Source organism: Leifsonia soli, assembly GCF_013408745.1.
Taxonomy (GTDB): domain Bacteria; phylum Actinomycetota; class Actinomycetes; order Actinomycetales; family Microbacteriaceae; genus Leifsonia; species Leifsonia soli.
On the sequence record NZ_JACCBJ010000001.1, the window covers coordinates 3,615,491 to 3,639,985 of the forward strand.

19 protein-coding genes are annotated in these 24,495 nt (G+C 70.4%); 10 read left to right on the forward strand and 9 right to left on the reverse strand.

Going from position 1 to position 24,495, the window contains the following annotated elements:
- Positions 1 to 148 precede the first annotated feature (148 nt).
- Positions 149 to 1,513: an alpha-L-fucosidase gene (locus BJ963_RS17570; RefSeq protein ID WP_179457738.1), complete on the reverse strand. Its 1,365-nt coding sequence runs from the start codon at positions 1,511 to 1,513 to the stop codon at positions 149 to 151.
- A 131-nt stretch (positions 1,514 to 1,644) separates the two neighbouring features.
- On the opposite strand from BJ963_RS17570, the gene BJ963_RS17575 reads away from it, so the two are divergent.
- Together BJ963_RS17575 and BJ963_RS17580 are read left to right on the forward strand one after the other, a co-directional pair.
- On the forward strand, positions 1,645 to 3,003 hold the full coding sequence (locus tag BJ963_RS17575; protein WP_218857708.1) for an alpha-L-fucosidase: 1,359 nt from the start codon (positions 1,645 to 1,647) through the stop codon (positions 3,001 to 3,003).
- Positions 3,004 to 3,006: 3 nt separating this feature from the next.
- Positions 3,007 to 3,840 (forward strand): amidohydrolase family protein, encoded by an 834-nt coding sequence (locus BJ963_RS17580; protein WP_179457740.1) that lies wholly within the window; start codon positions 3,007 to 3,009, stop codon positions 3,838 to 3,840.
- Between the two features lie 214 nt (positions 3,841 to 4,054).
- Here BJ963_RS17580 and BJ963_RS17585 read toward each other — a convergent pair whose 3' ends face one another.
- From BJ963_RS17585 to BJ963_RS17595, 3 genes are read right to left on the reverse strand one after another with little or no spacing between them, the layout of a single operon-like run.
- A complete protein-coding gene (locus BJ963_RS17585) occupies positions 4,055 to 5,323 on the reverse strand; it encodes an alpha-hydroxy acid oxidase (protein ID WP_179457741.1) in 1,269 nt (422 codons plus the stop codon).
- Between the two features lie 4 nt (positions 5,324 to 5,327).
- Positions 5,328 to 6,074, reverse strand: coding sequence for an SDR family NAD(P)-dependent oxidoreductase (locus tag BJ963_RS17590; protein ID WP_089914090.1), 747 nt, complete (start codon positions 6,072 to 6,074; stop codon positions 5,328 to 5,330).
- A 38-nt stretch (positions 6,075 to 6,112) separates the two neighbouring features.
- Positions 6,113 to 6,964 carry a fumarylacetoacetate hydrolase family protein gene (locus BJ963_RS17595; protein ID WP_179457742.1) on the reverse strand — a complete coding sequence of 284 codons (852 nt, stop codon included), beginning with the start codon at positions 6,962 to 6,964 and terminating at the stop codon, positions 6,113 to 6,115.
- An 86-nt stretch (positions 6,965 to 7,050) separates the two neighbouring features.
- On the opposite strand from BJ963_RS17595, the gene BJ963_RS17600 reads away from it, so the two are divergent.
- Positions 7,051 to 7,383 carry an L-rhamnose mutarotase gene (locus tag BJ963_RS17600; protein WP_179457743.1) on the forward strand — a complete coding sequence of 111 codons (333 nt, stop codon included), beginning with the start codon at positions 7,051 to 7,053 and terminating at the stop codon, positions 7,381 to 7,383.
- Positions 7,384 to 7,423: 40 nt separating this feature from the next.
- On the opposite strand, the gene BJ963_RS17605 is transcribed toward BJ963_RS17600, so the two are convergent.
- The 3 genes from BJ963_RS17605 to BJ963_RS17615 form a co-directional block, all read right to left on the reverse strand.
- The gene (locus BJ963_RS17605; protein WP_179457744.1) at positions 7,424 to 8,347 is read right to left on the reverse strand and encodes an acetylxylan esterase; all 924 of its coding nucleotides are present in this window, start codon (positions 8,345 to 8,347) and stop codon (positions 7,424 to 7,426) included.
- 56 nt (positions 8,348 to 8,403) lie between these two features.
- Entirely contained in the window at positions 8,404 to 10,998 is a 2,595-nt protein-coding gene (locus BJ963_RS17610) for a X2-like carbohydrate binding domain-containing protein (RefSeq protein WP_179457745.1), read from the reverse strand.
- Positions 10,999 to 11,092: 94 nt separating this feature from the next.
- Positions 11,093 to 13,291, reverse strand: a complete 2,199-nt coding sequence (locus BJ963_RS17615) for an alpha-galactosidase (RefSeq protein WP_179457746.1) — start codon at positions 13,289 to 13,291, stop codon at positions 11,093 to 11,095.
- An 87-nt stretch (positions 13,292 to 13,378) separates the two neighbouring features.
- On the opposite strand from BJ963_RS17615, the gene BJ963_RS17620 reads away from it, so the two are divergent.
- On the forward strand, positions 13,379 to 15,787 hold the full coding sequence (locus BJ963_RS17620) for a glycosyl hydrolase family 95 catalytic domain-containing protein (RefSeq protein WP_179457747.1): 2,409 nt from the start codon (positions 13,379 to 13,381) through the stop codon (positions 15,785 to 15,787).
- A gap of 27 nt (positions 15,788 to 15,814) precedes the next feature.
- Entirely contained in the window at positions 15,815 to 16,981 is a 1,167-nt protein-coding gene (locus tag BJ963_RS17625; protein ID WP_179457748.1) for an ROK family protein, read from the forward strand.
- A 6-nt stretch (positions 16,982 to 16,987) separates the two neighbouring features.
- Here the strand turns inward: BJ963_RS17625 and BJ963_RS17630 are convergent, their stop codons facing one another.
- On the reverse strand, positions 16,988 to 18,178 hold the full coding sequence (locus BJ963_RS17630; RefSeq protein WP_246298101.1) for an ROK family protein: 1,191 nt from the start codon (positions 18,176 to 18,178) through the stop codon (positions 16,988 to 16,990).
- 259 nt (positions 18,179 to 18,437) lie between these two features.
- Between BJ963_RS17630 and BJ963_RS17635 the strand changes: the two genes are divergently transcribed.
- From BJ963_RS17635 to BJ963_RS17645, 3 genes are all read left to right on the forward strand, one after another.
- Positions 18,438 to 19,442: an ABC transporter permease gene (locus BJ963_RS17635; protein WP_246298102.1), complete on the forward strand. Its 1,005-nt coding sequence runs from the start codon at positions 18,438 to 18,440 to the stop codon at positions 19,440 to 19,442.
- On the forward strand, positions 19,436 to 20,389 hold the full coding sequence (locus BJ963_RS17640; protein WP_089914066.1) for a carbohydrate ABC transporter permease: 954 nt from the start codon (positions 19,436 to 19,438) through the stop codon (positions 20,387 to 20,389). The genes BJ963_RS17635 and BJ963_RS17640 overlap by 7 nt, the downstream gene beginning before the upstream one ends.
- Positions 20,390 to 20,465: 76 nt before the next feature.
- The gene (locus BJ963_RS17645) at positions 20,466 to 22,148 is read left to right on the forward strand and encodes a type 2 periplasmic-binding domain-containing protein (RefSeq protein WP_089914064.1); all 1,683 of its coding nucleotides are present in this window, start codon (positions 20,466 to 20,468) and stop codon (positions 22,146 to 22,148) included.
- A 51-nt stretch (positions 22,149 to 22,199) separates the two neighbouring features.
- On the opposite strand, the gene BJ963_RS17650 is transcribed toward BJ963_RS17645, so the two are convergent.
- Complete coding sequence (locus BJ963_RS17650) at positions 22,200 to 23,081, reverse strand: SDR family NAD(P)-dependent oxidoreductase (protein ID WP_179457750.1); 882 nt, start codon at positions 23,079 to 23,081, stop codon at positions 22,200 to 22,202.
- Positions 23,082 to 23,109: 28 nt separating this feature from the next.
- Between BJ963_RS17650 and BJ963_RS17655 the strand changes: the two genes are divergently transcribed.
- Together BJ963_RS17655 and BJ963_RS17660 are read left to right on the forward strand one after the other, a co-directional pair.
- Positions 23,110 to 23,595 carry a MarR family winged helix-turn-helix transcriptional regulator gene (locus BJ963_RS17655; RefSeq protein ID WP_179457751.1) on the forward strand — a complete coding sequence of 162 codons (486 nt, stop codon included), beginning with the start codon at positions 23,110 to 23,112 and terminating at the stop codon, positions 23,593 to 23,595.
- Between the two features lie 43 nt (positions 23,596 to 23,638).
- The gene (locus BJ963_RS17660; protein WP_089916926.1) at positions 23,639 to 24,466 is read left to right on the forward strand and encodes a helix-turn-helix domain-containing protein; all 828 of its coding nucleotides are present in this window, start codon (positions 23,639 to 23,641) and stop codon (positions 24,464 to 24,466) included.
- Positions 24,467 to 24,495: the final 29 nt, after the last annotated feature.

The window sequence follows — 24,495 nt, forward strand, 5'->3', positions numbered from 1 at the left end:
TGGTGCCTGTTTTGTGGTGCTTCGTTGCGGATCGTCCGGGGCTCCGTCGCCCCGTCGGGTGGTTCACGATCCTATAGGGTCTACGATATAGGCCTCATGCGGAGCTTAGATCGGAGCCCGACAGCCGGTCAAGGGATTCCACCGCCCTCTAGGCGAAATCGATAGCGATGACGTCGACCACGGCCCCCGATGCGGCGGGCGCCGGGATGTGCAGCTCGCCCAGCGGGTCCACTCCGGGCGCCGGCTGCTCGTGCACCTCCAGGTTCACGTCGTAGGGGAGCTCTTCGCCGGTCGCCAGCAGGCGGACGCCGGTCACCCGGCCCACCGGGATGCCGCGGACGACGACCTCCTCGATCGGACGCATCACCAGGTGGAGGTACAGCGTCCCCGGCCGGGCGGTGGACGGACCGTAGAAGTCGACGCCGACGGTGGGGGAGACGTCGACGACGCTCTCGGCGTGCACGTCCATCCACGCGCCGATCTCCTCCAGCGTGCGCACCTGCGACTCGTTGAGGCTGCCGTCGCCCTTGGGCCCGATGTTCAGCAGGAGGTTGCCGCCCCGCGATGCCACCTCGATCAGCGTCGTGACCAGCGAGGTCGTGCTCTTGCTCTTGGTGTCGCCCGGCCGCCAGGCCCACATCTGGCCGATGGTCATGCACAGCTCCCACGGGCCGTCCGGGGCGGTGACGGGGAAGCCCTGCTCCGGCGTCTTGTAGTCGCCCTGGCCGAGCAGGCGGTCGTTGATGACGACATCCGGCTGCAGCGACTTGATGAGCGCGCGGAGGCCGGCGCTGTCCCACTCCTGCTCCGACCGCTCCCACTCGCCGTCGAACCAGAGCAGGTCGATGGTGCCGTAGCGGGTCAGCAGCTCGGTGAGCTGCCCGCGGAGGTAGGCCTGGTAGCGCTGCCACTGCTCGGGCGTCGCGCGGCGGTGCCGGTCGTCGGCGACGGGCGTTCCCGCGTTGGCGGGGTCGCCGGCGGCGGGCCAGTGCTCGAGCGCGTACGGGCGGTCCTCCATCCGGAACGCGGGGTAGTCGGGATGGTTCCAGTCCGGGAGGCTGTAGTAGATGCCGACCCGGATGCCCTCGGCGCGGATCGCCTCGACGAACTCCCGCGTGATGTCGCGCCCGAAGGGGGAGTGCTCGATGGAGAAGTCGGACTGCTCGGTGTGGAACATGGCGTAGCCGGCGTGGTGGCGGGCGGTGAAGACGACGTAGCGCGCGCCGGCGCGCTTCGCGAGACGGGCCAGGGCGACCGCATCCCACTCGACCGGGTTGAAGGTGGCGGCGGTGGCCTGGTACTCGTCCACGGTCACGGTGTCCTCGACGCCGTCGGAACCGGGGATGATGGAACGGCCGACCAGGGGCCAGGAGATCTCGATCCCCTGCTGGCTGGCGTGGTCCCAGTGCACGAACAGGCCGAAGCCCGCACCGATGAACCATTCGCCTCCCGGGAGGCGGAAGTCGGTGGGCCGGACGAACGAGGCGGGGGGTGCGTCGAGCGCGGTGGTCACGGGAACTCTCCTTCGAGTGGGGGATCGCATCGTTGAACGCGGATGCTATTGCCTATAGGATATGGATTCCGGACGCATCCCACAATCGTTCCGGCACATCCATTCGACGACGAAGGAGACCACTCGTGGCCATGTTCACAGACGACCCCGTCCGCCCGGAGAACTACCGCCGGTTCGAGCGCGAAGTGCCGCAGTGGTTCACCGACGCCAAGCTGGGGATCTTCGTGCACTGGGGACCCTACTCGGTGCCGGCGTGGGCGGAGCCGATCGGCGAGCTCGGCACCATCGAGAAGGGGTACTGGTTCGCGCACAACCCGTACGCCGAGTGGTACTACAACACCATCCGCATCCCGGGCAGCCCGGCCGCGGAGCACCAGCGCGAGGTCTACGGCGGAGCCCCCTACGACGACTTCATCGACCAGTGGGACCCGGTCGACTTCGACCCGGAGGCGTTCATCGCGCTCGTGAAGAGCACGGGTGCCCGCTACTTCGTCCCGACGACCAAGCACCACGACGGCGTCACCCTCTGGGATGCGCCGGGCACCGACGGCCGCAACACCGTCGACCGCGGCCCGCACCGCGACCTCGTCGGCGCTTTCGAGCGCGCCACCCGCGCGGCCGGTCTGCGCTTCGGGGTCTACTACTCCGGCGGTCTGGACTGGAACTTCGCCGACCTGGAGCCGATCACCGACGACGGACAGGCGTTCCGCCGGCCGGTCGACGCCGCCTACGCCGAGTACGCGTACGGGCACGTGGCGGACCTGATCGACCGGTACCGCCCGGACGTGCTGTGGGGCGACATCGAGTGGCCGGACGCGGGCAAGCCGAGTGGCCCGCACAGCATGGAGCGCCTGTTCGAGAAGTTCTACGCCGCAGCCCCCGACGGCGTCTCGAACGACCGCTGGGGCGAGACGCACTGGGACTTCCGGACCAGCGAGTACCAGAACGGCACCAACGTAGAGGGCACGGGCGCGTGGGAGAACTGCCGCGGGATCGGCTACTCCTTCGGCCACAACACGCTCGAGGACGAACGGCACATGCTCGGCGGCCCGGATGCGGTGAAGACGTTCGTCGACATCGTCTCCCGCGGCGGCAACCTGCTCCTCAACGTCGGTCTCACCGCGCGGGGGACCGTCCCCGACCTGCAGCGCCGGACCCTCGAGCACCTCGCCGCCTGGAACGCGATCAACGGGGACGCCGTGTTCGGGTCCCGGCCGCTGGACGCCTCCATCGCCGGTCCGTCCGACGAGCCGTGGGTGCGCTGGACGCGCGGCGGCGACGGTGCGGCGACCGACGCGGTCGCGAACGCGTTCGTGGATGCCGCGGGTGCGGTGCGCCTCGCGGGCGTCTCGTCCGATGTGGATGCGGACAGCGCGCGGCTGGCGGACGGCACGGCGGTCTCCGCCACGCGGGACGGCGACGCCATCGCGCTGACCCTCCCGGAGCCGGCGGTCGCCGGCCCGACCCTCATCCGGTTCGACCTGGTCTGAGCCGTGACCGTCGACGCGCACCTGCACCTGTGGGACCTGGAGCACGGAACGTACTCGTGGCTGTCCGACGCGGTCGCCCCGATCAATCGCACCTTCGCGCTCGCCGAGGCGGAGCCGCAGCTGCGGGAGGCCGGGGTCGACCGGGTCGTGCTCGTGCAGGCGGCCGGAACCCTCGAGGACTCCGCCGCGATGTTCGCCGTCGCGGCGGAGTCGCCACTGGTCGCGGGCGTGGTCGCGTGGGTCGACCTGCTCGATCCCGACCGGGTCGGAGAGCAGCTCGACCGCTGGGCGGAGGCGGGGCCGCTGGTCGGCATCCGGCACCTCATCCACGACGAGCCCGATCCGGACTGGCTGGCGCGGGAGCCGGTGCGCCGGTCGCTCGCCGTGCTCGCCGACCGCGGTCTGTCGTTCGACGTGATCGGGGTGCTCCCGCGGCACCTGGAGCACGCGGTCGCACTCGCCGACGAGCTGCCGGAGCTGCGGCTCGTCATCGACCATCTCGGAACCCCGCCGGTGGGGTCGGAGCCCGGCGAGTGGGGGAGGCTGATGGGCGAGCTGGGACGGCGTCCGAACGTCGTCGCGAAGCTGTCGGGCCTGACGACCCTCGGCCCATCGGACCGGGCGTCGGCCGACGACCTGCGGCCGTATGTGGAGCACGCCCTCGACGTGTTCGGCCCGTCGCGGCTCCTCTTCGGCGGTGACTGGCCGGTGTCCACCCTCGCCACGCCGTACGCCGAAACCATGGCGACCACTCGCGCGCTGCTCGACCCGCTGACGCCCGCCGAGCGCGACGAGGTACTGTCCGGCACGGCCCGCCGCGCCTACCGCCTCCCCTGACCCGCCGCTGCCCTGTCCGCGGCGGGAGGCCGCCCGGGTGTGTCGGACATCTGCCCGACTGCGTCGGAGATCCGGGCTGACCGAGCCCGAATCGCCGTCCGCACCGCGGTCGGTCGGAGATTTGGGTCCCTTCCACCGACGGAAGCGGGCACGACATCCGGCGCGGCCCGCCTCCCCCCCCTCCACACCGAGGCGGGGGTGGCGTGCGGGGTGGTCAGGTGTCGGCGTCTTCGCGGACCGCCGCCGCCTCGGGGTGGAGGGGGTGGAGGCGGGTGAGTTGGGTGACGTGGTGGGGGCCGAGTTCGGCGAGGGAGCGGACTTGGAGGAGTTTCATGGTGCGGATGAGTTGGTCGGTGAGGATGTGGATGGTGCGGTCGACTCCGGCCCGTCCTCCGGCCATGAGCCCGTACAGGTAGGCACGCCCGATCAGGGTGAATTTCGCACCGAGGGCGTAGGCGGCGATGATGTCGGCGCCGTTCATGATGCCGGTGTCGATGCCGATCTCGGTGTGCTGCCCGACCTCGCGGGCGACCGTGGGGAGCAGGTGGAAGGGGATGGGGGCGCGGTCCAGTTGCCGGCCGCCGTGGTTGGAGAGCACGATCCCATCCACCCCGTGGTCGACAAGAGTGCGAGCATCCTCGAGGGTCTGCACCCCTTTGATGACGAGTTTCCCGGGCCACATCGAGCGGATGATGGCGAGGTCGTCGTAGTTGATCGAGGGATCCATGGCCGCGTTCAGCAGGTCTCCGACCGTGCCGCCGGTGGTGGACAGGGACGCGAACTCCAGCTTCGGGGTGGTCAGGAAGTCATACCACCACCACGGCCGCGGGATCGCGTTCAGGATCGTGCCCAGGGTCAGCTGCGGCGGAATCGAGAACCCGTTCCGCTTATCCCGCAACCGGGCCCCCGCTACGGGCGTGTCCACGGTGAAGAACAGGGTGTCGAACCCGGCCGCGGCAGCCCGTTCCACCAGCCCGTAGCTGATCTCGCGTTGCCGCATCACATACAACTGGAACCAGTTCCGCCCGCCCGGGTTCGCCGCCTGCACATCCTCGATCGAGGTGGTGCCCAGGGTGGAGAGGGTGAACGGGATCCCCGCCGCCCCCGCCGCCGACGCCCCCGCACTCTCCCCCTCGGTCTGCATCAACCTCGTGAACCCGGTCGGTGCGATCCCGAACGGCAGAGCCGACGACCCACCCCAGATCTGACACGACGTGTCCACACTGGACACATCCCGCAGGATCGCGGGATGGAACTCCACATCCTGGAACGCCTGCCGCGCCCTGGCCAACGACAACTCGCCCTCCGCCGCGCCCTCCGTGTAATCGAACGCAGCACGAGGCGTGCGCCGGCGCGCGATCCGCGCCAGATCCTCGATCGTCAACGCCGACTCCAACCGGCGCTTCCTCAGATCCAGCTCCGGCTTCTTGAACCGCATCAACTCCAGCAACTCGGCCGGCCTCGGCACCTGGCGCGTGACCATCGGGCTACCTCCTCGGCCGCAGGGAGTACATCCCGCCGTCGACCGGCAGGATGACACCGTTGCTCGAACCGGACGTCGGCGACGCCAGATAGGCCACCGCTTCGGCGACCTCCTGCGGCTGCACGAGGCGTCCGCTGGGCTGGCGCGCCTCGAGCGCGGCGCGCTCCGCGTCCGGATCGGCGGCGGAGTCGAGCAACCGGCCGACCCACGGGGTGTCGGCGGTCCCTGGAGCGATGGCGTTGACGCGGATGCCGAGCGGCAGGCAGTCGGCGGCGATCGCCAGGGTCATGGCCGAGATGGCGCCCTTCGACGCGGAGTACAGCACGCGCTGCGGCAGGCCGGCCCACGCGGCGATGGAGCTGGTGAGCACGACGGCGGGCGACGGCGATTCTTTCAGGTGCGGCATCGCGTGCCGGATGGTGCGGGCCGAGCCGATCACGTTCACGTTGAGGACGCGCATCCACTCGTCGTCGTCGTTGGCCTCGACGTCGCCCTGCGCGCCGATGCCGGCGTTGGCGATCACGATGTCGAGGCGCCCGGCGGCGTCGACGACCGCGGCGATGGCCTCACGCACGCTGGCGTCGTCGCCGATGTCGCAGCGGACGCCGGTGTGCGGCGCGCTCACCGCATCCGGGTCGAGGTCGAGCGCGAACACGCGCGCTCCCTGTGCGGCCAGCTCGTCGGCGATCGCGCGGCCGAGCCCGGACGCGCCGCCGGTGACGGCGGCCACCAGGCCTTCGAAGTGCGACATCCTTGTCTCCTTGCGTTGAGGGTGGATGGTGGATGCGGTCAGAGCGCCGGCCGCACGGTCGAACGCTGCGCGCCCAGCCCGTCGATCTCGACCTCGACCTCGTCGCCGACGGCCAGGTACGGGAACCGGCCGGAGAGGGCCACCCCCTCCGGGGTGCCGGTGTTGACGAGGTCGCCCGGCTCGAGCACCGTGAACCGGCTGAGCCGGTAGACGATCTCGGCGACGCCGAAGATGAGGTCGCTCGTGGTCGAGTCCTGCCGTGCTTCGCCGTTGACCCGCGAGCGGATGCCGAGACCGCTGCCGTCGCCGACCTCGGCGGCCGGGACGAGCCACGGGCCCAGCGGGTTGAACGTCTCGAAGCTCTTGCCCTTGCTCCACTGGCCGAGCGAGCGCTGCAGTTGGTACTCGCGCTCGGAGACGTCGTTGGCGACCGCGAAGCCGGCGATGTGGTCGAGGGCCTGCTCGGGGGAGTCGAGGTAGCGGGCGCGCGTGCCGATGACGACGGCGAGCTCGACCTCCCAGTCGGTCGTCGTGGATCCCGGGGGGAGCAGGATGTCGTCGTACGGCCCGACGACGGTGTTGGGGTGCTTGTAGAAGACGACGATGTCGGTCGGCGGCTCGGAGCCGGATTCGCGCGCGTGCGCCGCGTAGTTCATCCCGATGCAGATGACCGCCTGCGGCCGGGCGATGGGGGCGCCCACGCGGAGACCGGCCGGGTCGATGCCGGGGAGGTCGCCGGCGGAGGCGGCGGCTTCCGCCCGGGCGAGGCCGTCGGCGGCGAGGAAGGCGCCGTCGATGTCGGCGGTGAGGGGGCGCAGGTCCCACGTGGTGACGCCGTCGGTGACGACGGGGATCTCCGCTCCCGGCTCGCCGAGTCGCATGAATCGCATCGAGGGTCCTTTCGCTCGCCTTCCGGCATCGAGACTATTACTATTTCCTATAGGAATTCAAACTTCGTTCGCAAAGGAGCATCGGGATGCGCGTCGCGCTACATTCCATCATCCGCGACGGCCACGAGGCCGCCTACGACGCCGCGCATGCCGCCATCCCGGACGACCTCGTCGTCTCGTTCCAGCGGGTCGGCATCCACGACTGGCAGATCTGGCGCAGCGGGCGCGACCTGTTCCATGTGGTGGACTGCGACGACTTCGCCGCGGCGATGCGAGCACTCGACGACGATCCGGCCAACCAGCGCTGGCAGGACTCGATCAACCGCCACGTCGATCACTTCGTCACCTCGGGGCCGGACGCCGAGGGGATGGTGCTGCCGCTGGTCTGGACGTTCGCGACCCAGCGCGACGGCGCCTGAGCCGGTCCGCCGTGACGGTCCCGCCGTCACGCTCCCGTCGTCACGCTCCCGTAAGGCCGAGGCGACCGCGCAGGACCGCCAGCGCACCGCGCCGGTCGGCCGTCGCGCCGGCTTCGTGCCCCGCGCCCGGCCACTCTCGCAGCGTGACGGGGGCGGCGTAGGCCTCCGCGGCGGCGCGGGCGGTCTCCGGCGGGCAGATGTCGTCCTCGAGCCCATCGCTGATCCATCCCGGTGCCGTCGCATGCCGGGCGGATGTGACCCCGTCGACGTACGCCAGCGTCCGCGCGACCGCGTCGGAGCGGTCAGGATGCTCCGTCAGGTATGCGCGCAGCTCCAGCCAGGGACCGGTGCGCGCCAGCCGGATGCCCTGCGGCGCGTCCGTCAGGAAGGGGGCCTGCGCCAGCACGGCGGCGAGGGTGGGCTGCAGAGCGCCGACGCCGAGGGCGATGCCGCCGCCCTGGCTGTTCCCGATCGCCGCGACGCGCTCGCCGTCCACCTCGTCGAGCGAGCGGAGGGCGTCCACCGCGCGAGCGGCATCCACGAACACCCCACGGTAATAGGAGCGGTGCGGGTCCTCGATCCCGTCGAGCAGGTGGCCGGTGCTGCCGCCGCTCTGCCCGTGCGTGTTCATCACCAGCTGCGCGAGGCCCGCGACCGGCCAGGTGAGGTCGTCGATCGGGTCGAGTCGTCCGGCGCCGTAGCCGTTGAAGTGCACGACGGCCGGAAGCCGGCCCTCGCGGTGGCGCGGCAGCCGCAGCCAGCCGCTGACCCGCCGGCCGTCCGCCCCGGCGAACGAGATGTCGAACACCTCGACGGCGGCGAGGCCCGTGTCCACCGGCTCCCGGCGGACGGCGAGCGGATGCCGCGCGGCGTCGTCGACGGCGGTCGCCCAGTAGGCGGCGTAGTCGTCGGGGGTGGGAAGGGGGTCCGTGCCGAGGAGGGCGGCGGAGTCGGAGCCGGGCATGCGGCGAGCCTTTCGGAGGGGGGTGGGCCGGGAGCGCTCCCGGCCCACCCGGTGGATCAGCGGACGGAGTAGCGGAGGGCGTCGGCGCGCATCACCGCACCCGACTCCTTGACCGCCATGATGGTGTGCTTCCCGTTGCGGAGCCCCGAGACGCTGAACACCTTCTGCTGGGTGCGGCGGGTGTCGCTGTGCGTGTCGACCTGCTTCACCAGCTTGCCGTCCAGATAGATGTCCACGACGCCCTGGTCGGGGCCTGTCGGCGCGAGCCAGTCGACCCCGGTGCCGCTGAAGGTGTACGACACCGAAGCGCCGGCCGCCGTCGTGGCGTGGACGTCGTTGAGGTAGTCGCCGCGGAAGCCCACGTTGAGCGTCGTGGCCCCGACCGGCAGCGTGGCCAGATACGACTGCTGCAGCGTGACTTTCGAACCCGACACCGTGTAGTCGGAGCCCTTCTTCAGCGCCGTCCCGTTCACGGTGATCCCGGTGAACTCGTCCGGGTCGCGCAGCACGGAGAAGGTCGCCGCCGCCGGCGCCTTCGTGTCGAACGACACGCTGGACGGGTCGATCAGGTTCGGCTGGATGACGTCGAGCCGATCGAGCAGCATGAACTGGCCCGACTTCATGACCACGCGAAGGGTGTGCTGTCCGTCGGTGAGGTCGTTCGTCGTGAACACCGTCTGCTGCGGCGTGTGGGAGGCGCTCGGGATGTTGGCGCTGACCGTCTTCACGAACTGTCCGTCGATGTACACGTCCGCTTCGCCCTCCGAGGAGTCGAGCTCGGTGAGGTACGAGATCCCGGTGCCGGTGAACGTGTACGAGAACGAGTCGCTTCCGGGATGCTCCGCATAGTGCACATCGTCCTGGTAGTCGCCGAAGTTCCGGCCGTTGCTGTACCCCCACTGGCCGGAGTACGCGATGCCCGGGTCGGTGTCGTTGATGCTCGTGGTGCGGGTCGGCCCGGTGGACGTCGGCGGCGCCGGCGTGCCGGTGTCGGTGACGTTGACGGTCAGCGGCTGGGAGGTCGCGGCGACCTCGGCTCCGCCGTTGCGCGTCCAGGTACCGCCGTACGAGAAGCCCTGGGCGTCGTCGTTGACCGTGACCGTCGCGCCCTTGTCCGGCGTGACCTTGAGCAGCCGGACACCGTGGATCGGCACATCGGACGCCGTGAACGAGCCGTCCGCGCGGCCCACGTTCTTGCGGGCCCACAGGTCGCGGACGGTCGCCGACCCGGTCAGCCCGATGTCGGACCACTTCGCGGTGATGTCGGACTCCGCCCGGCCCAGGTTGAACAGCGCGACCGTGTAGCTGCCGTCCTTGTTCAACGCGTACCAGACCTGCTGCTTGGTCGTCGTCGAGACCGGACGTGCGGGGACGCCCGCCTGGTCGACGCCGACGACCTCGGGGTTGGTGAGCAGATCGACGCCCAGCTTGTCGAGCTTCGTGAGGTCGTTGCCGGTGTACATCGGCGCGGCCGAGACCGCCCACAGCGTGGTGGCGGTGCGGCGCTCGTCCGGCGTCAGGCCGTCCATCTTCCCGTTTCCGACGTCGAGCGAGTCGAAGTCGTTCCAGCCGCCCGGGCCGGCGTGACGCCACCAGTCCGCTGCACGGGGGAAGAGCCGGGCGATGTTGTCCCACTGGGTGAGCGCTTCGTTGCCGCAGTAGCACTCGACGTCCCACTCGACGCGCCAGCCGTTCGCGTACTTCTTCCAGTAGTCGGCCTGATTGATGTCGAGCGCCCAGGAGAGCTCGAACCAGATCTTGTGCTTCTTGAGGGCCTTCGACCAGGCGGCGACGTCATCGCGCGCATCCACCGAGCCGTCGGTGATGCCGGAGCCGGGGGTGACGCTGTCGAACTTGACGAAGTTCACGCCCCAGGCGGCGAGCTGGTCCGCGATCGAGTCGATGTACTTCTGCGAGCACGGGTTCGAGAAGTCGATGGCGTAGCCGATCTTCCAGTAGTCCGCCTGCGTCAACGGCTGCTTCGCGATGTCGTGCGTGGTGCATCCGGGAGCGCCGGCGATCGGGTACGCCTTGTTGTAGACGTCGGGTCCGATGCCGGGGATCAGGTAGACGCCGAACTTCTGGTCGTTGGCGTGCACATGGTCGATGACCTTCTTCAGCCCCTGCGGATAGAGCGTCGCGCTCGGCGTCGGACGGCCGTTGGCGTCGACACCGTCGCTCCACCCGGCGTCGACGTTGATGTAGTCGTAGCCGGCCTTCTGCAGCTTGGCGTGCATGGCGTCGGACTGGGCGATGAGCTGGTCGGCGGTGATCCACTTCCCGTTGCCGGAGTAGACCTGCATGCTGTAGCTGCTCCAGCCCATGTAGGGCGTGACGGCCCACGGGTCCGGGGTGGCGGTCGCGGGCGGGATGGGCGTCGGCACCGCGGCCGTCGCCGACTTCGGCGCGCTCGTCGGTGTCGCGGTGGGTGCCGCGGTCGGCTTCGGCGTCTCCGTCGCACTCGGGGTCGCGGTGGGCGTCGGCGTCCCCGTCGGGGTCGCGGACGGTGCGGGCGTCGCTGTCGCTGTCGCTGTCGGTTGGGGGGTCGGCGTCGCGCCGGCGGGGACGGCGGCCGCGGCCACGATCCCCAGCGCCGCGACGGTCACGACCAGAGCCCGCAGGCTCCGTCGTGCACGCGTCTTGCGGGTCATGCGTTCTTCCTCTCTGAAGAGCCCCGGGCGCATCGGTGCGCGAGGGGTGTTCGGTGCGGTGGGCCGTCGGGGGCTCCGACCGGCGTCCGGCGGCTCAGGCCAGCCGGACGAGGTCGAAGAGCATCGCCTGGTGCGGGTTGAGGGTGGGCAGGGGGACACCGGCGACGCCGAGCACCGAGCCGGGGAGGGCGATGCCGCCCGGCTCGAGGGCGGCGGTGATCCAGGACGGGTCGGCGCTCTGGTGCCGGCTGGCCGGACCGAACTCGTCGCGGATGCGGACGGTGTACCGGGCGTCGGCGTCGAGGCCGGGGAATCGGACCCGGCCGGACTGGCCGGGTGCCGAGGTCACCAGCCGCGCCCAGGTGTAGACCGCTCGCGATCCGTCCTGGGCGACGATGCCGGTGAATGCGGTCGCGTCGTCCGCGAGGTCGGCATTGACGATCCGGCCGGAGTGGATCAGCCCGCGCAGCTCGCGGTAGACCTCCGCCCAGCGCGCGATCCGCTCCAGCTCCTCGTCGTCCGCCTCCTGCAGGTCCCACTCGATGCCGGCGTGGGCGGTGAGGGCGACGATCAGCCGGAACGACAGGTCGGTCCGGCGGGAGGTGGTGTGCGACCGCTCGGCGCCGAGGTGCGAGCCGATGAGCTCCGGCGGGAGGAGCATGCGCGTCCAGCGCTCGATCTGCAGGCGCTCGACGGGGTCGTTGCAGTCGGAGGCCCAGACGCGATCGGTCCGCTCCAGGATGCCGAGGTCGACCCGGCCGCCGCCGCCCGAGCAGGTCTCGATCTCGAGGTGCGGGTGGCGGGCCCGGAGGGTGTCGAGCATCCGGTAGAGCGCGAGCGTCTGCTCGTGGACGGCCGGCCGGTCCACGCCGATGGAACCGCTGACGGCCTCGGACAGATCGCGGTTGTGGTCCCACTTGATGTAGTCGACGGCGTACTCCTCGATGATCGCGCTGATCTGCTCGAGTACATGCGAGTACGCGTCGGGGCGGGTGAGGTCGAGGACGTACTGCGCGCGGGAGGTCGCTCCGAGTTCCTGGCGCGGGCCGAGCACCCAATCGGGATGCTCCCGGGCGAGGTCGGAGTCGAGGTTCACCATCTCGGGCTCGAACCAGATCCCGAACTGCATCCCGTGCGACCGGACGAGGTCGACGAGCGGGGTGAGGCCGTCGGGCCACACGGTGCGGTCGACGAACCAGTCGCCGAGCCCGGCGTTGGCGTCGCGGCGTCCGTGGAACCAGCCGTCGTCGAGGACGACACGCTCGACCCCGACCCGGGCCGCGCGCTCCACCAGGGCGCTCAGGCGGGGGAGGTCGTGGTCGAAGTAGACGGCCTCCCACGAGTTCAGCGTGAGGGGACGCGGAGACCGCGGGTGCGACGGGCGCGCACGGAGCCGACGGTGAAGGCGGTCGGCGAGGCCGTCGAGCCCGCTCGCCGACCAGACGAACAGGGCGGTGGGGGCGGTGTAGCTGTCGCCGTCGGCGAGCACGATCTCGCCGGGCCGCAGCCCTTCTCCGACGCCGAGCACCGACGAGAACGCCCCGGCGCCCTCGGTCAGCCGCTCGACCACGTATTCGCCGTCGCCGCTCCACGCGAGATGCGCGGCCCACGCCTCACCGCGCCCGAACCCGAGGTCTTCCGTGCCGGCGACGACCAGGTAGGGGGCATCGTGGCCCGGCTTGCCCCGGCGCGCGCGGCGCACATGGCTGCCGAAGAACAGGGGACCGCGCTGCGGGGCGCGCTCACGGCACCACTTCCCGGTGAAGTCGAGGATGTCCACCGCCCGCTCCGGGATGGGCAGCATCACGCGGAGCGCGTCGAGCGTGTAGGGGATGCCCGCGTCGCCGAGGGCCGCCTCCCGGACGAGGGTCGTGTCCACCGAGAGCACGCCGAAGCGGTCGAGTGTCAGCGTCATCGTCGTCCGCAGCGCGGTGATCTCATCCACCAGCTCGATCTCGATCGTCCCGCCCTGGTCGCCCTCCGTCCGGTACCGGACGGACTCCGTGCGGGGGCGCGGGGTGGTGGCGGTTCCGGAGGCGTGACCCTCCTGCGCGGGCGTCCCCGCCCACCCTTCGAACTCGGTCGGCGCCAGGCTGAAGGTGCGCGGGACATCGGGCGAGTTGTTGAGCAGGGCCGGTCCGCTGGTCGTCCGCAGAGCCTCGGCGGACGCGTCGTCGATCGGGCCGAGATCCCCGCCCCAATGCAGCACGCGCGGCACTCGACCCGCCGTATCGATGACGAGTGATGTGCCTGCGGCTCGCAGGCTCAGAACGGCGCCGTAGCCGTCGAGCATGAAGGGCTCCTAGAAGAGATCCGGTTACTTGACAGTGTCAATTAACCATGCATAGTGTGTCGAGTGCAACCCCGAGAAGGAAGACCGATGACGATCTCCACCGAGACCCTCCAACTTGCCTGGAACCAGCCGGCTGACCAGTGGGAGGAGGCCATCCCGATCGGCGACGGCCTCCTCGGCGCGATGGTCTTCGGCGGCTCCGTCGGCCGCTACCAGGTCAACGACGCGACCGTGTGGTCCGGCACTCCCGAGACGGCGGCGGAGGAACTGCGTCGCGTGCTCGCGGGGGGCGCTGGGCCGGAGCGCCTCGACGAGGTGCGCGCGGCGCTCGCCGCCGGAGACCTCGATCGCGCGGAGGAGCTGCTGCTCACCTTCGAGGGGCGCTACAGCCAGGAGTTCCTCCCCTTCGTGGACCTCGCGGTCGAACTCCCGGGCGCGACCCCGGTCGACGGGGAGCCCGCGCGCGTCCTGGATCTCGACCGCCGCCTCGTCGAGGAGGCGCTGCAGGTCGGGGGAGCACGCGTCGAGCGGGTGTCGCGCGTGGCCGCCCGCACCCTCCTCGTCTCGATCACCGCCACCGAGCCGCTCTCCGAGGTGCGCCTCTCTCTCCGGACGCCGCTCCGCGAGCTCGCGCGCACGGCGGAGGGCGGCATGCTGACGCTCGACCTCGCCGTGCCGATCGACGGAGCGCCCCTGCACGAACAGTCGGTCGTCCCGCCGCTGACCTACGCGGAGCAAGACGACGCCGACTACGACGGCTTCGCCGCCGCGGTCCTCGCGGTGCGGAGCGACGGCACGATCGAGTCCGCCGATGGCGGCCTCGTCGTGCGTCAGGCCCGTCGGCTGTCGATCGCCCTCTCGTCGTCGACCCGCGCTGAGTCGTGGTGGGCCGGCGCGGACGACGAGTGGCGGACCGTCTCCCGTGAGACGATCCGGGACCGCGCCGGTGCCCGAGCCCTCGGCGCCATCGCCGAAGACGCGGGCGGGCAGGACGACGCACCGCGTCGCCCTGCCCCGGCGCGGTTCGCGATCGGCGGCCGGCGCGCGGGCCGCTGGGATGTCGCGGCCGACATCCTGCGGGGGAGCGACGACGGGCTGCGGGCGACCGTCGCGGCCGAGTACGGGCGCTATCTGCTCACCTCGTCCTCGCGACCCGGCGGTCCTGCGGCGAACCTCCAGGGGATCTGGAACGGCGAGCTGCGCCCCGCATGGTCGTCGAACTACACCATCAACATCAACACCGAGATGAACTACTGGGCGGCCGGCCCGCTCGGCGTGATCGACGACGCCGAGCCCCTGATCGCGCTCGTCGAGCGTCTGGCCGCGAACGGCCGTGACGTCGCGCGCGACCTCTACGGCTGCCGCGGCTGGGTCGCCCACCACAACAGCGACCTCTGGGGCTGGGCGCTCCCCGTCGGCATGGGTCACGGAGCGCCGAGCTGGGCGATCTGGATGATGGGCGGCGTCTGGCTCACCCACTCGCTCTGGGATCACTACGAGTTCAGCGCGGACGACGCGCTCCTGCGCGACCGGATCTGGCCGCTGCTGGTCGGTGCGGCGGAGTTCTGCCTCGACTGGCTGCAGGTCGGGCCGGACGGCCGCGCCTTCCTCGCCCCGTCGACGTCGCCCGAGAACTCCTACCGGGACGCCGACGGGAACCCGCGCGCCCTCGGACTCACGGCGACGATGGACCTCGAGTTCATCCGCTCCCTCTTCCAGCGCTGCCTGCACGCGCTCGACGTCCTCGGCGACGACGCGTCTCTCCGACGGGAGCTGGAGGCGGCGCTCGCCGTCATCCCGGAGCCGCCGATCGGTCGCGACGGCCGGCTGGGGGAATGGTCGGAAGAGGTGGCCGAGCACGAGCCAGGGCACCGGCACATGTCCCCGATGGTGGGCCTCTACCCGCTCGACCTCATCACGCCGGACGGCACTCCCCAGCTCGCGGACGCGGCCCGCCGGTTCCTCGACGAGAGGGGACCGGGTGCGATGGGGTGGTCGTGGGCGTGGAAGATCGCCCTCCGCGCGCGACTCGGAGACGGCGACGCCGCCCACGAACTGCTGCAGCAGGCCCTGACGCCGTACGACGGCGACGCCCGCAGGCACGGCCCGGTCGACGGGTCGGAGTGGGGCGGGCTCCTCCCCAACCTGTTCAGCACGCATCCACCGTTCCAGATCGACGGCAACCTGGGGTTCCCGGCGGGCATCGCCGAGCTGCTGCTGCAGAGCCACGGGGGAGTCATCCACCTGCTCCCCGCGCTGCCCTCGGCGTGGCCCGACGGGCGGGCCGACGGACTCGGGGCCCGCGGTGCGCTCAGCGTCGACCTGGAGTGGGCGGGAGGACGGCTGACGACGGCCGTCATCCGCAACCCCCACCGGGAGCCGCGCAGCGTCCGTATCCGCTACGACGGGACCGACTCGATCGTGCGCCTGGAGGCCGGAGGCGAGCACGTCCTCCACGGGGAGTCCCTGCTCCCCGTCCCCACTCCGTATGGTTGAAGCACCCCCGACCGGAGAGAGCCCCGCATGAACGACGAGCTACGGACGCGCACAGCGCTGCTCGGGTCATCATCCGAGGCGGCGACGCGGGTCTTCACCACCATCCTCACCCGCAGCCCGATCAGCCGCATCGACGTCGCCCGGCTCACCGGGCTGTCGCAGGCCGCGGTGACCAAGGCCGTGACGCCGCTGGTCGCCGCCGGCCTCGTCGACGACTCGCTCGGCGTCACGCCGACGGGTCTGCCCGGCCGTCCCGCGAACCCGGTCGCCGTGGTCCCGGACGCCGTGATCGCGCTCGGGATCAAGGTCAACGTCGACGAGCTGATCGGCGTGGCGACCGATCTGACCACGCGCATCATCGCCTCCGATCGCGTGCCGCTGGCCTCCCACGACCCGGTCGCGGTGGTGGACGCCATCGTCGGCATGTGCGCGCGCCTGCAGGAACCGCTCGGCGACCTCCGGTCGAGCGTCGCCTGCATCGGCGTCTCGGTCTCGGGCGACGTGGACACGGCCACCGGCGTCGTCCGCGACTCGGCCATCATGGGCTGGCACGGGGTGGAGCTCGCCGCCGCGCTGCGCGAGCACCTCGATGCCGCGATCGTGGTGGACAACGACGTGCGTGCGCTGACCATCGGCGAGCACTGGTTCGGCGTCGGGCTCGGCACGAGCTCGTTCGGCATCGTCACGATCGGCCGCGGCATCGGAAGCGGACTCCACCTGAACGGAGAGGTCGTCGAGGGCGCCTACGGCGTCGCAGGCGAGATCGGGCACCTGCCGCTGACGTCACCCGACCGCATCTGCGCGTGCGGGCGGCGCGGCTGCGTCGAGGCGGTCGCCGCGACCAGCGCGATCGTCGCTGCGGTCTCCGCCGCCCACGGCCGGCCCGTCGCGGTGGAGGAGGCCGTCGCGCTGGCGCACGCGGGCGATCCGGCGGCCGTCGAGGCCTTCGGCGAGGCCGGCGCCGTCATCGGCCTCGCGATCGCCAGTCTGGTCAACATGGTCGGGCCGGAGCTCGTCATCATCGGCGGAGAGGGCGTCGTCGAGTTCGGCCTCTTCGAGGAGCGCCTGCGCGCCTCCTACGCCGAGCATGTGTTCGGGTCGGCCGGCGACTGCCGCATCGTCGTGCGACCGCACACGTTCGAGGACTGGGCGCGCGGTGCGGCCGCCTCGGCCATCCGCTCGCTCGTCCTGTGACGGGCCTCAGTCCCCGGCCGGCTGTGGGGAGACGGTGATGGACTCGCGGAGCGCGGCGACCCCGGCGCCGCGGGCCCAGTCCGTGAACGTGTGGCGGCGGACGACCAGGCGGCAGTTGGCCGCGGCGCCGAACGCGTGCGCCAGGAACTCCTCGCGGAACCGGCGCTCGTAGAGGTCGTAGTCCATGACGCCCTCGCCCGCGATCACCACCACCTCGGGTCCGAAGAGGTTCACGGTGGCGGCAACCGCGGCGCCGATGGCCGTTCCGGCCCGCTCGAAGGCGTCGACGGCCGCCGGGTCGCCCTCGTGCGCGAGGCGGATGACGTCCGTCAGGGTGAGATCCGGTTCGCCGCGCTCCAGGCTCACGGCGTCGCGGATGGCCCTGGACGAGGCGACGGCCTCGACGCATCCACGCCGCCCGCACACGCACAGGGCGTCCGATGAGGCGAGCGGGAGGTGCCCGATCTCGCCGGCGACGCCATGAGCGCCGACGACCACGTCGTCGTTCACGTAGATGCCGCATCCGATGCCGGCGCCGATCGTGATGATGGCGAACGACTCCGCGTCCCTGCCCGCTCCGAACCACTGCTCGGACTTCGCGAGCGCCCTCACGTCGTTCTCCACGGTGATGGGCAGCGGGACCTCCTCCGCGAGCCTGCTGCCGAGAGGGAAGTGACTCCAGCCCAGCAGGGGGGAGTCCCGGACGAGTCCTGTCGTGCTGTCGATGTCGCCCGAGACCGAGACCCCCACGCCGGTGAGGTTCGCCGCTGCGTCGCCCAGCTGGGCGATGAGGGATGTCACCGAGGTCACGATCGCGGCGACCGTGCTCTCCGGGTCGTGGCTCTTGAGCCTCCGGCGGGTGGAGCCGAGCACCTCGTTGCCGAGGCTCACGGTCACGGCGAAGATCTCGTCGGCGTTCACCTTGACCCCGATCGCGATCATCGACCGCGGAACGACGCTGAGCGGGCGGACGGGACGGCCGGGGAAGGAGTGCTCGGCGTGCTCGCCGACGGTCACGTAGCCGCTCTCGATCAGAGGATTGACGGTCTTGGTCACCTTCGCCTGCGACAGCCCGGTGAGACGGCCGATGTCGAGACGGCTGACCGGTCCGTGCGTGATGATGCGCGTGAAGATCTCGGCCGACCGGGGAGTCCCCAGCTCCGGCCGCCGACGGGTGCCCACATCGTCGAGTGGCATGTCGAGAGAGTATCCCATCCCGCCGCTTTCTTTCTGTCGTGTTCGAATGCGTGACGCCCGCAGACGACGTGAATCCCCGCAGATCGCGGGCTCGCATCACGGCGTGCGCCTGACCTCAGGATAGATTATTGACAACGGCAAGGAAATAGGTTTTGCTGGATCCAGTCCGGGGCGGACCGAGCGTCCGCCCGGCTCGATCTGTTCAGGAGTCTTCGATGACGAAGCGGCAACAACACCGTGGGAACGCGGCGGTGCGCGGATGACCAGCGCCCCGCCCGTGACCACCACCCCGACACGGCGCCCGGCTCGGACCACCCCGCAGCCGCCCGCCCGAGTGACGACCCGTCGCAGGACCGTCGGTCAGCGCTGGCGGATCGCACTGCGGCGGCACTGGCAGCTCTACCTGCTGACGCTGGCGCCCCTCGCGTACTTCGCGATCTTCAAGTACGTGCCGATCTCCAACGCGATCATCGCGTTCAAGGACTACAGCCCGGTCCTCGGGGTGTGGGGGAGTCCGTGGAACGGCTTCGCGAACTTCCAGGCGATGCTGCAGAACCCGCAGTTCCCCACCCTCGTCTCGAACACCCTGATCCTCTCCGGATACGCGGTGCTGGCGAGCTTCCCCATCCCGATCATCCTCGCCCTCGCCCTCAACGAGGTGCGTCACCGGTGGTTCCAGAAGACCGTCCAGATGGTCACCTACGCCCCGTACTTCATCTCGACAGTGGTCGTGGTCTCGATGCTCATCCTGATCATGGCCCCGCGCCTGGGCGTCATCAGTCAGGTCTTCGGGTTCTTCGGAGTCCCGTCGCCCGACCTGCTGGGCAATCCCGACTACTTCCGCAACATCTACGTCTGGTCGGATGTGTGGCAGACGGCCGGCTACTCCGCCGTGATCTACATGGCGGCGCTCTCCGGCATCGACCCGTCGCTCTACGAGGCGGCGCGGATGGACGGCGCCTCGCGCCTCCGGAAGATCTGGCACGTCGACATCCCCGGCATCATGCCGACGGCGATGATCGTGCTCATCCTGAGCGTCGGCAACATCATGGCGATCGGCTTCGAGAAGGTCTACCTGCTGCAGAACCCGCTGAACCTCGGGCAGTCGGAGATCATCGCGACCTACGTCTACAAACTGGGCATCCTCAACGCCGACTTCGGGACGGCGACCGCCGTCGGCCTCTTCAATTCCGTCGTGAACCTCGTGCTCCTCCTGGTCGTCAACTGGGTGGCACGTCGAGTGAGTGGGAGCGGACTGTGGTGACCATCGATCTTCCGGCCGAGCGGGCGCGACAGAAGGCGCGCGCGACGCGCATCAAGAAGCCCCGCCGCATCAAGGAGTCCCCCGGGGACCGCGCGCTCCTCGTCGTCATCTACCTCGGCCTCACGCTGGCGGTCCTCGTCGTCCTCCTGCCCCTCCTGTTCATCCTCGCCAGCTCGTTCTCCTCGCCGCACGCGGTGACGGCGGGCCAGGTCTTCCTGTGGCCCGTGGACTTCACGCTCAAGGGCTACCAGACGGTCCTGGCGGACCCGCAGGTGCTGATGGGCTACGCGAACTCGCTGTTCTACATGGTGGCGGGCACCCTGATCAGCACCACGCTCACGGTCTGCATCGCGTGGCCCCTGTCGCGCCCGTCGTTCATGGGCCGCAACGTGATCATGTCGCTGCTGCTGTTCACCATGCTGTTCAGCGGCGGACTGATCCCGACCTACATGGTCGTGCAGAACCTCGGCCTCCTCGACACCCGCTGGGCGCTCCTGCTGCCGCAGGCGGTCGCCGTGTGGCAGGTCATCATCGCGCGCACGTTCTTCCGGTCGGCGATCCCCGAAGAGCTGGTCGAGGCCGCGTCCCTCGACGGCGCGAGCGACTTCCGATTCCTGTGGACCGTCGTGCTGCCGCTCTCGAAGCCGCTGATCGCCGTCATCGCGCTCATGTACGCGATCGGCCAGTGGAACGGCTACTTCGACGCGCTCCTCTATCTGAAGAGCTCCGACCTGTTCCCGCTCCAGCTGGTGCTGCGCAACATCCTCGTCCTCAACGCGACCAACGGAGGCGTGAGCGACCTGGCGGCTCAAGCGCAGAACCAGGAGCTGGTCAACCTCCTCAAGTACGCGCTCATCGTGATCACCAGCGTCCCTGTGCTGATCATCTATCCGTTCGTCGCCCGCTACTTCAACAAAGGCGTGCTCATCGGCTCCGTCAAAGGCTGACCCGGGCGAGCATCTCCCACCACACACAGCACCATCCACATCCCTGACACCCGAAGTTCCAAAGGAGGAACGCACCATGTTCTCGAAGACTGATCGACGACCCCGACGGGTCCGGTCGCGGGCTCTCATCGCGGCGGTGGGCGGCACAGCCGCACTGCTCGCCCTCTCCGCCTGCACCCCCGCGAGCGGGTCGAGCGCCGACGACAAGATCGGCGGGACCGCCCGCCTGAGCGTGTTCGCCCAGCAGGGCACCGGGCAGGATCTGGCCACCAACGCCTTCACCAAGGAGGTGGAGAAGAAGTTCAACATCAAGTTCACCTGGCAGACGACGACGCAGGACTCGTCGGTGGCGCCGGAGAAGCGGCAGATCCTGATGGCGAGCGGCGACTACCCCGACGCGTTCCTCCTCATCCCGTGGGTGGACCAGTTCAACCAGGTGGACATCGAGAAGCTGGCGAAGCAGGGGGTCGCGCTTCCGCTCAACGACCTCATCAAGCAGTACGCCCCCGACATCCAGAAGGCGCTCGACAGCAACCCCGACTACAAGGCGATGGCCACATCGCCCGACGGCAAGATCTACGGCCTGCCGCAGCTGGCCGAGACGCTGCACATCCAGTACCCGTCGAAGCTCTGGATCAACACGGACTGGCTGAAGAAGCTCAACCTCCAGATGCCGAAGACCACCGACGAGATGACGAAGGTGCTCGAGGCGTTCAAGAACGACGACCCGAACGGCAACGGCCAGAAGGACGAGATCCCGCTGAGCGGCGACTCGCACGACACTCTGATCCCGTTCTTCATGAACGCGTTCATCTACGACCCGCAGAACCCCGACAAGGGCATCCAGTCGACCACGGTCCTCAACAAGGGCAAGGTCGACATCCAGGCGAACAAGGACGGCTGGCGCGAGGGCCTGAAGTACATCAAGTCGCTGTGGGACGCCGGCCTCATCGACAAGGGCGCGTTCACGCAGAACCCCGCGGCGCTCGCCCAGGAGGGCAACAACGAGGGACCGGTCCTGCTCGGGAGCGCGAGCGGGCTCCACCCGTACATCTTCGTCAGCCCCGGCGCGAAGGACGGCCGCGACAAGCAGTACGACGCCGTCCCGCCGCTGACCGGTCCCGACGGAGCGGACTACGCCACCTACGCCTTCGGCAGCACGCCGGGCGCGACGTTCATGCTCACCAACAAGGCGTCGAAGAACGACCAGGTCGCCGCGATCAAGCTGGTGAACTACCTCTTCACCGAGAAGGGCCAGCTCGACGGCAACTTCGGCCCGGAGGGCAAGGGCTGGGGCCCGGCGCCCGCAGGGTCCGAGGCGCTCAACCCGGACGTGAAGGCGAAGTTCGTCAACCTCCAGCTCTCGCAGGATGAGGCGAACGCCGTCCAGTGGGGCGCGCTGTCCACCTACAACCAGAACAGCGCCTTCCGCGAGTCGCAGGCCGTTCCGACGGACATCTACGACACGTCCGGTTACGAGCGCCGCCTGTTCGAAGCCACCCAGCTCTACCAGGGCCACGAGGACAAGAGCCAGATCTACCCGACCTGGAAGGTCTGGCCCGACCCCGCGAAGGCGACGCAGGTGGCCACGCAGCAGACGAACATCGACAACTACGTCACGCAGAACGCGCTGGCCTTCATCACGGGTTCCAAGAGCCTCGACAGCGACTGGGACTCCTACGTGAAGGGCTTCGACGGGCTCGGACTGAAGGACTACCTGAGCACGCTGCAGACGGCGTACGACAAGTCCAAGAAGTAGCGCGCGACGGACTGCGGCGGACGCTGGCGGGGACATCCCCGCCGGCGTCCGTCACACGCCGAGAAGGCGTTCCGTGTCGTCCCACAGCCGCCGCTGCCACTCCGGGTCGGCGCCCGGGTGCGCCGGCGTCAGCGGCCTCGCGTCCCGCACCGAGTAGTACCCGCCGGTCCTGCCTGCGAACGCGGGATCGGTGGCCAGCCGGACGATCAGCCCGGCGCCGCGAGAGGGGTCGCCGATGCGGAGCCTTCGCAGTATCCGCTCGAGCGCTGCGGCGAAGCGGAGCTCGCGGCCCAGGCCGGTGACGTTGAATCCCGGGTCCAGGCAGTTCGCCGTCACGCCCGTGTCCTCGATCCGCCGCGCGAGCTCCAGGGTGAACATGATGTCGAGCAGCTTGCTCGCGCCGTAGACGCGGGACGAACCGCGTGCCGTGAACGGCCTGGTGTCGGTCAGATCGTCCGGCAGGGCGAGCGTGCCGTGCCGGCGGGAGGCCTCGGAGGCGACGTTCACGATCCGCGCTCCCGGCGTCCGGGTGAGCGCGGGGAGGAGTTCGCGCGTGAGCAGCCAGGGCGCGAGGTAGTTCACGGCGACCATCTCGGGGAAGCCGTCCGCCGTCACCCGCTGTTCGAAGGCATGGAGCCCTGCGTTGTTCACGAGCACGTCGATGCGGTCGTAGGCGGCGGCGATCTCCTGTCCCACCCGGCGGACGTCGTCCATGCGCGTGAGTTCGGCGGAGAACACACGCACCTCCGCTCCCGGGCGGGCGGCGACGATCGCGGCGCGCGTGGCGTCGGCGCGGTGCGCATCCCTCGCCGTGATCGCCAGGCGCGCGCCCTGGCGGGCCAGTTCGATGGCGGCGAGCCGCCCGAGCCCGCTGGTGGCGCCGGTGATGACGATGGTCGGTGGATGTGCGGACGAGCCGGATAAAGTGGGCATTTCCACACCATAAGGAATTGATGGGGAAATGTCCACTAACTCATGGGCGGACGCGGACCGCCGGGCAGCCGAACTCGCCCTCGGCGTCGAGCTGAACGCCCTGCTCAGCGCATCCCGTGCCCTCACCGAGCGCAGCGCCGCCGTCTTCCACCCCGGCGTCCAGCCGGCCGCCTTCCACGTGGCCCGCTGGCTGTACGCCTACGGACCGGCGAACCCCAGCGCCGTGGCCGACGCCGTCGCGATGGACCGCAGCTCCACCAGTGCCCTCATCCGCCAGCTGAAGGCCGCCGGCCTGGTCGAGAGCACCCCCGACCCGACCGACGGCCGGGCCGTGCGGGTATCGCTGACGCCCGCCGGCGCCGAGCGGGTGCGCGAGGCGCTCGACCTCCGCGGAACCGCCTTCTTCGAGCGCACCGCCGACTGGTCCGTGGCCGACCTCCGCACCCTCGCGCGGCTGCTGCACGACTTCACCGCGCCCGGCGGCGGGGGCACGGTGCACCCGCCCGAGGAATAGCCCGCACCGTGCAGCGGTTTCGCCCATCGTGACGATCACCGGGATGCGCGCCCCCGCCACACTGGACGAGTTGCTCTCCACGCTCGAGTGGCAGGTGGATGCGTCGCGCCGCGAGGTCGTCCGGCCCGGCGCGCGGATCGCGCTGCCCGGACCGGCCTTCGTCTACATGGTCGCGGGATCGGTGCGGGTGCGCTCGACCGGACCGCAATCGACATCGTTCGCCTACGACGCGGGCGACGTGGTCTTCCACACCGGTCGGCACGACGCCGAGCTGACGTCCGTCGACGCCGGCGAGATCGTCGTCACGGAGCTCCGGCCGACGGCCGGCTTCCACGCGCTCGACCTGCTTCCGGATCTGCTGGGGGTCCAGCGGCTCGCGGACCTCGACCCCGGCGTCGCGCTGCTCGCGTCCCGCATGGGCTGCGGCACGGGGGTCCGGCGCGCGGGCGACCGGGTGATCTGCGGGCGGATCGCGACCACCATCGTGGCCGTGGCCATCCGCGCCTGGGCGGAGGGCGACTGCGCTCCGGAGAACTGGCCCGTCGGCGTCGACGACCCGTTCCTCGGCCGCGTGCTCGACGCCATGCACGCGAACCCGGGCCACCCGTGGACGCTGCGCGACCTGGCCGCGGTCGGTGCGATGTCGCGGACCACGTTCGCCGAGCGGTTCCGCGAGCAGATCGGTCAGTCGCCGGCGAGCTACCTCGCGCAGGTGCGGATGGATGCGGCGATGACCTACCTCGCCCAGGACGGCCTCACCGTGAGCGAGACCGCCCGCCTCCTCGGCTACGAGTCGGATGCCGGCTTCAGCCGCGCATTCCGCCGTCACACCGGGGCGGTCCCGTCCGTCTGGCGGCAGCGCGCGAGCTGAGCGCCGGCGCTGGCGACGCGTCGGCCGGG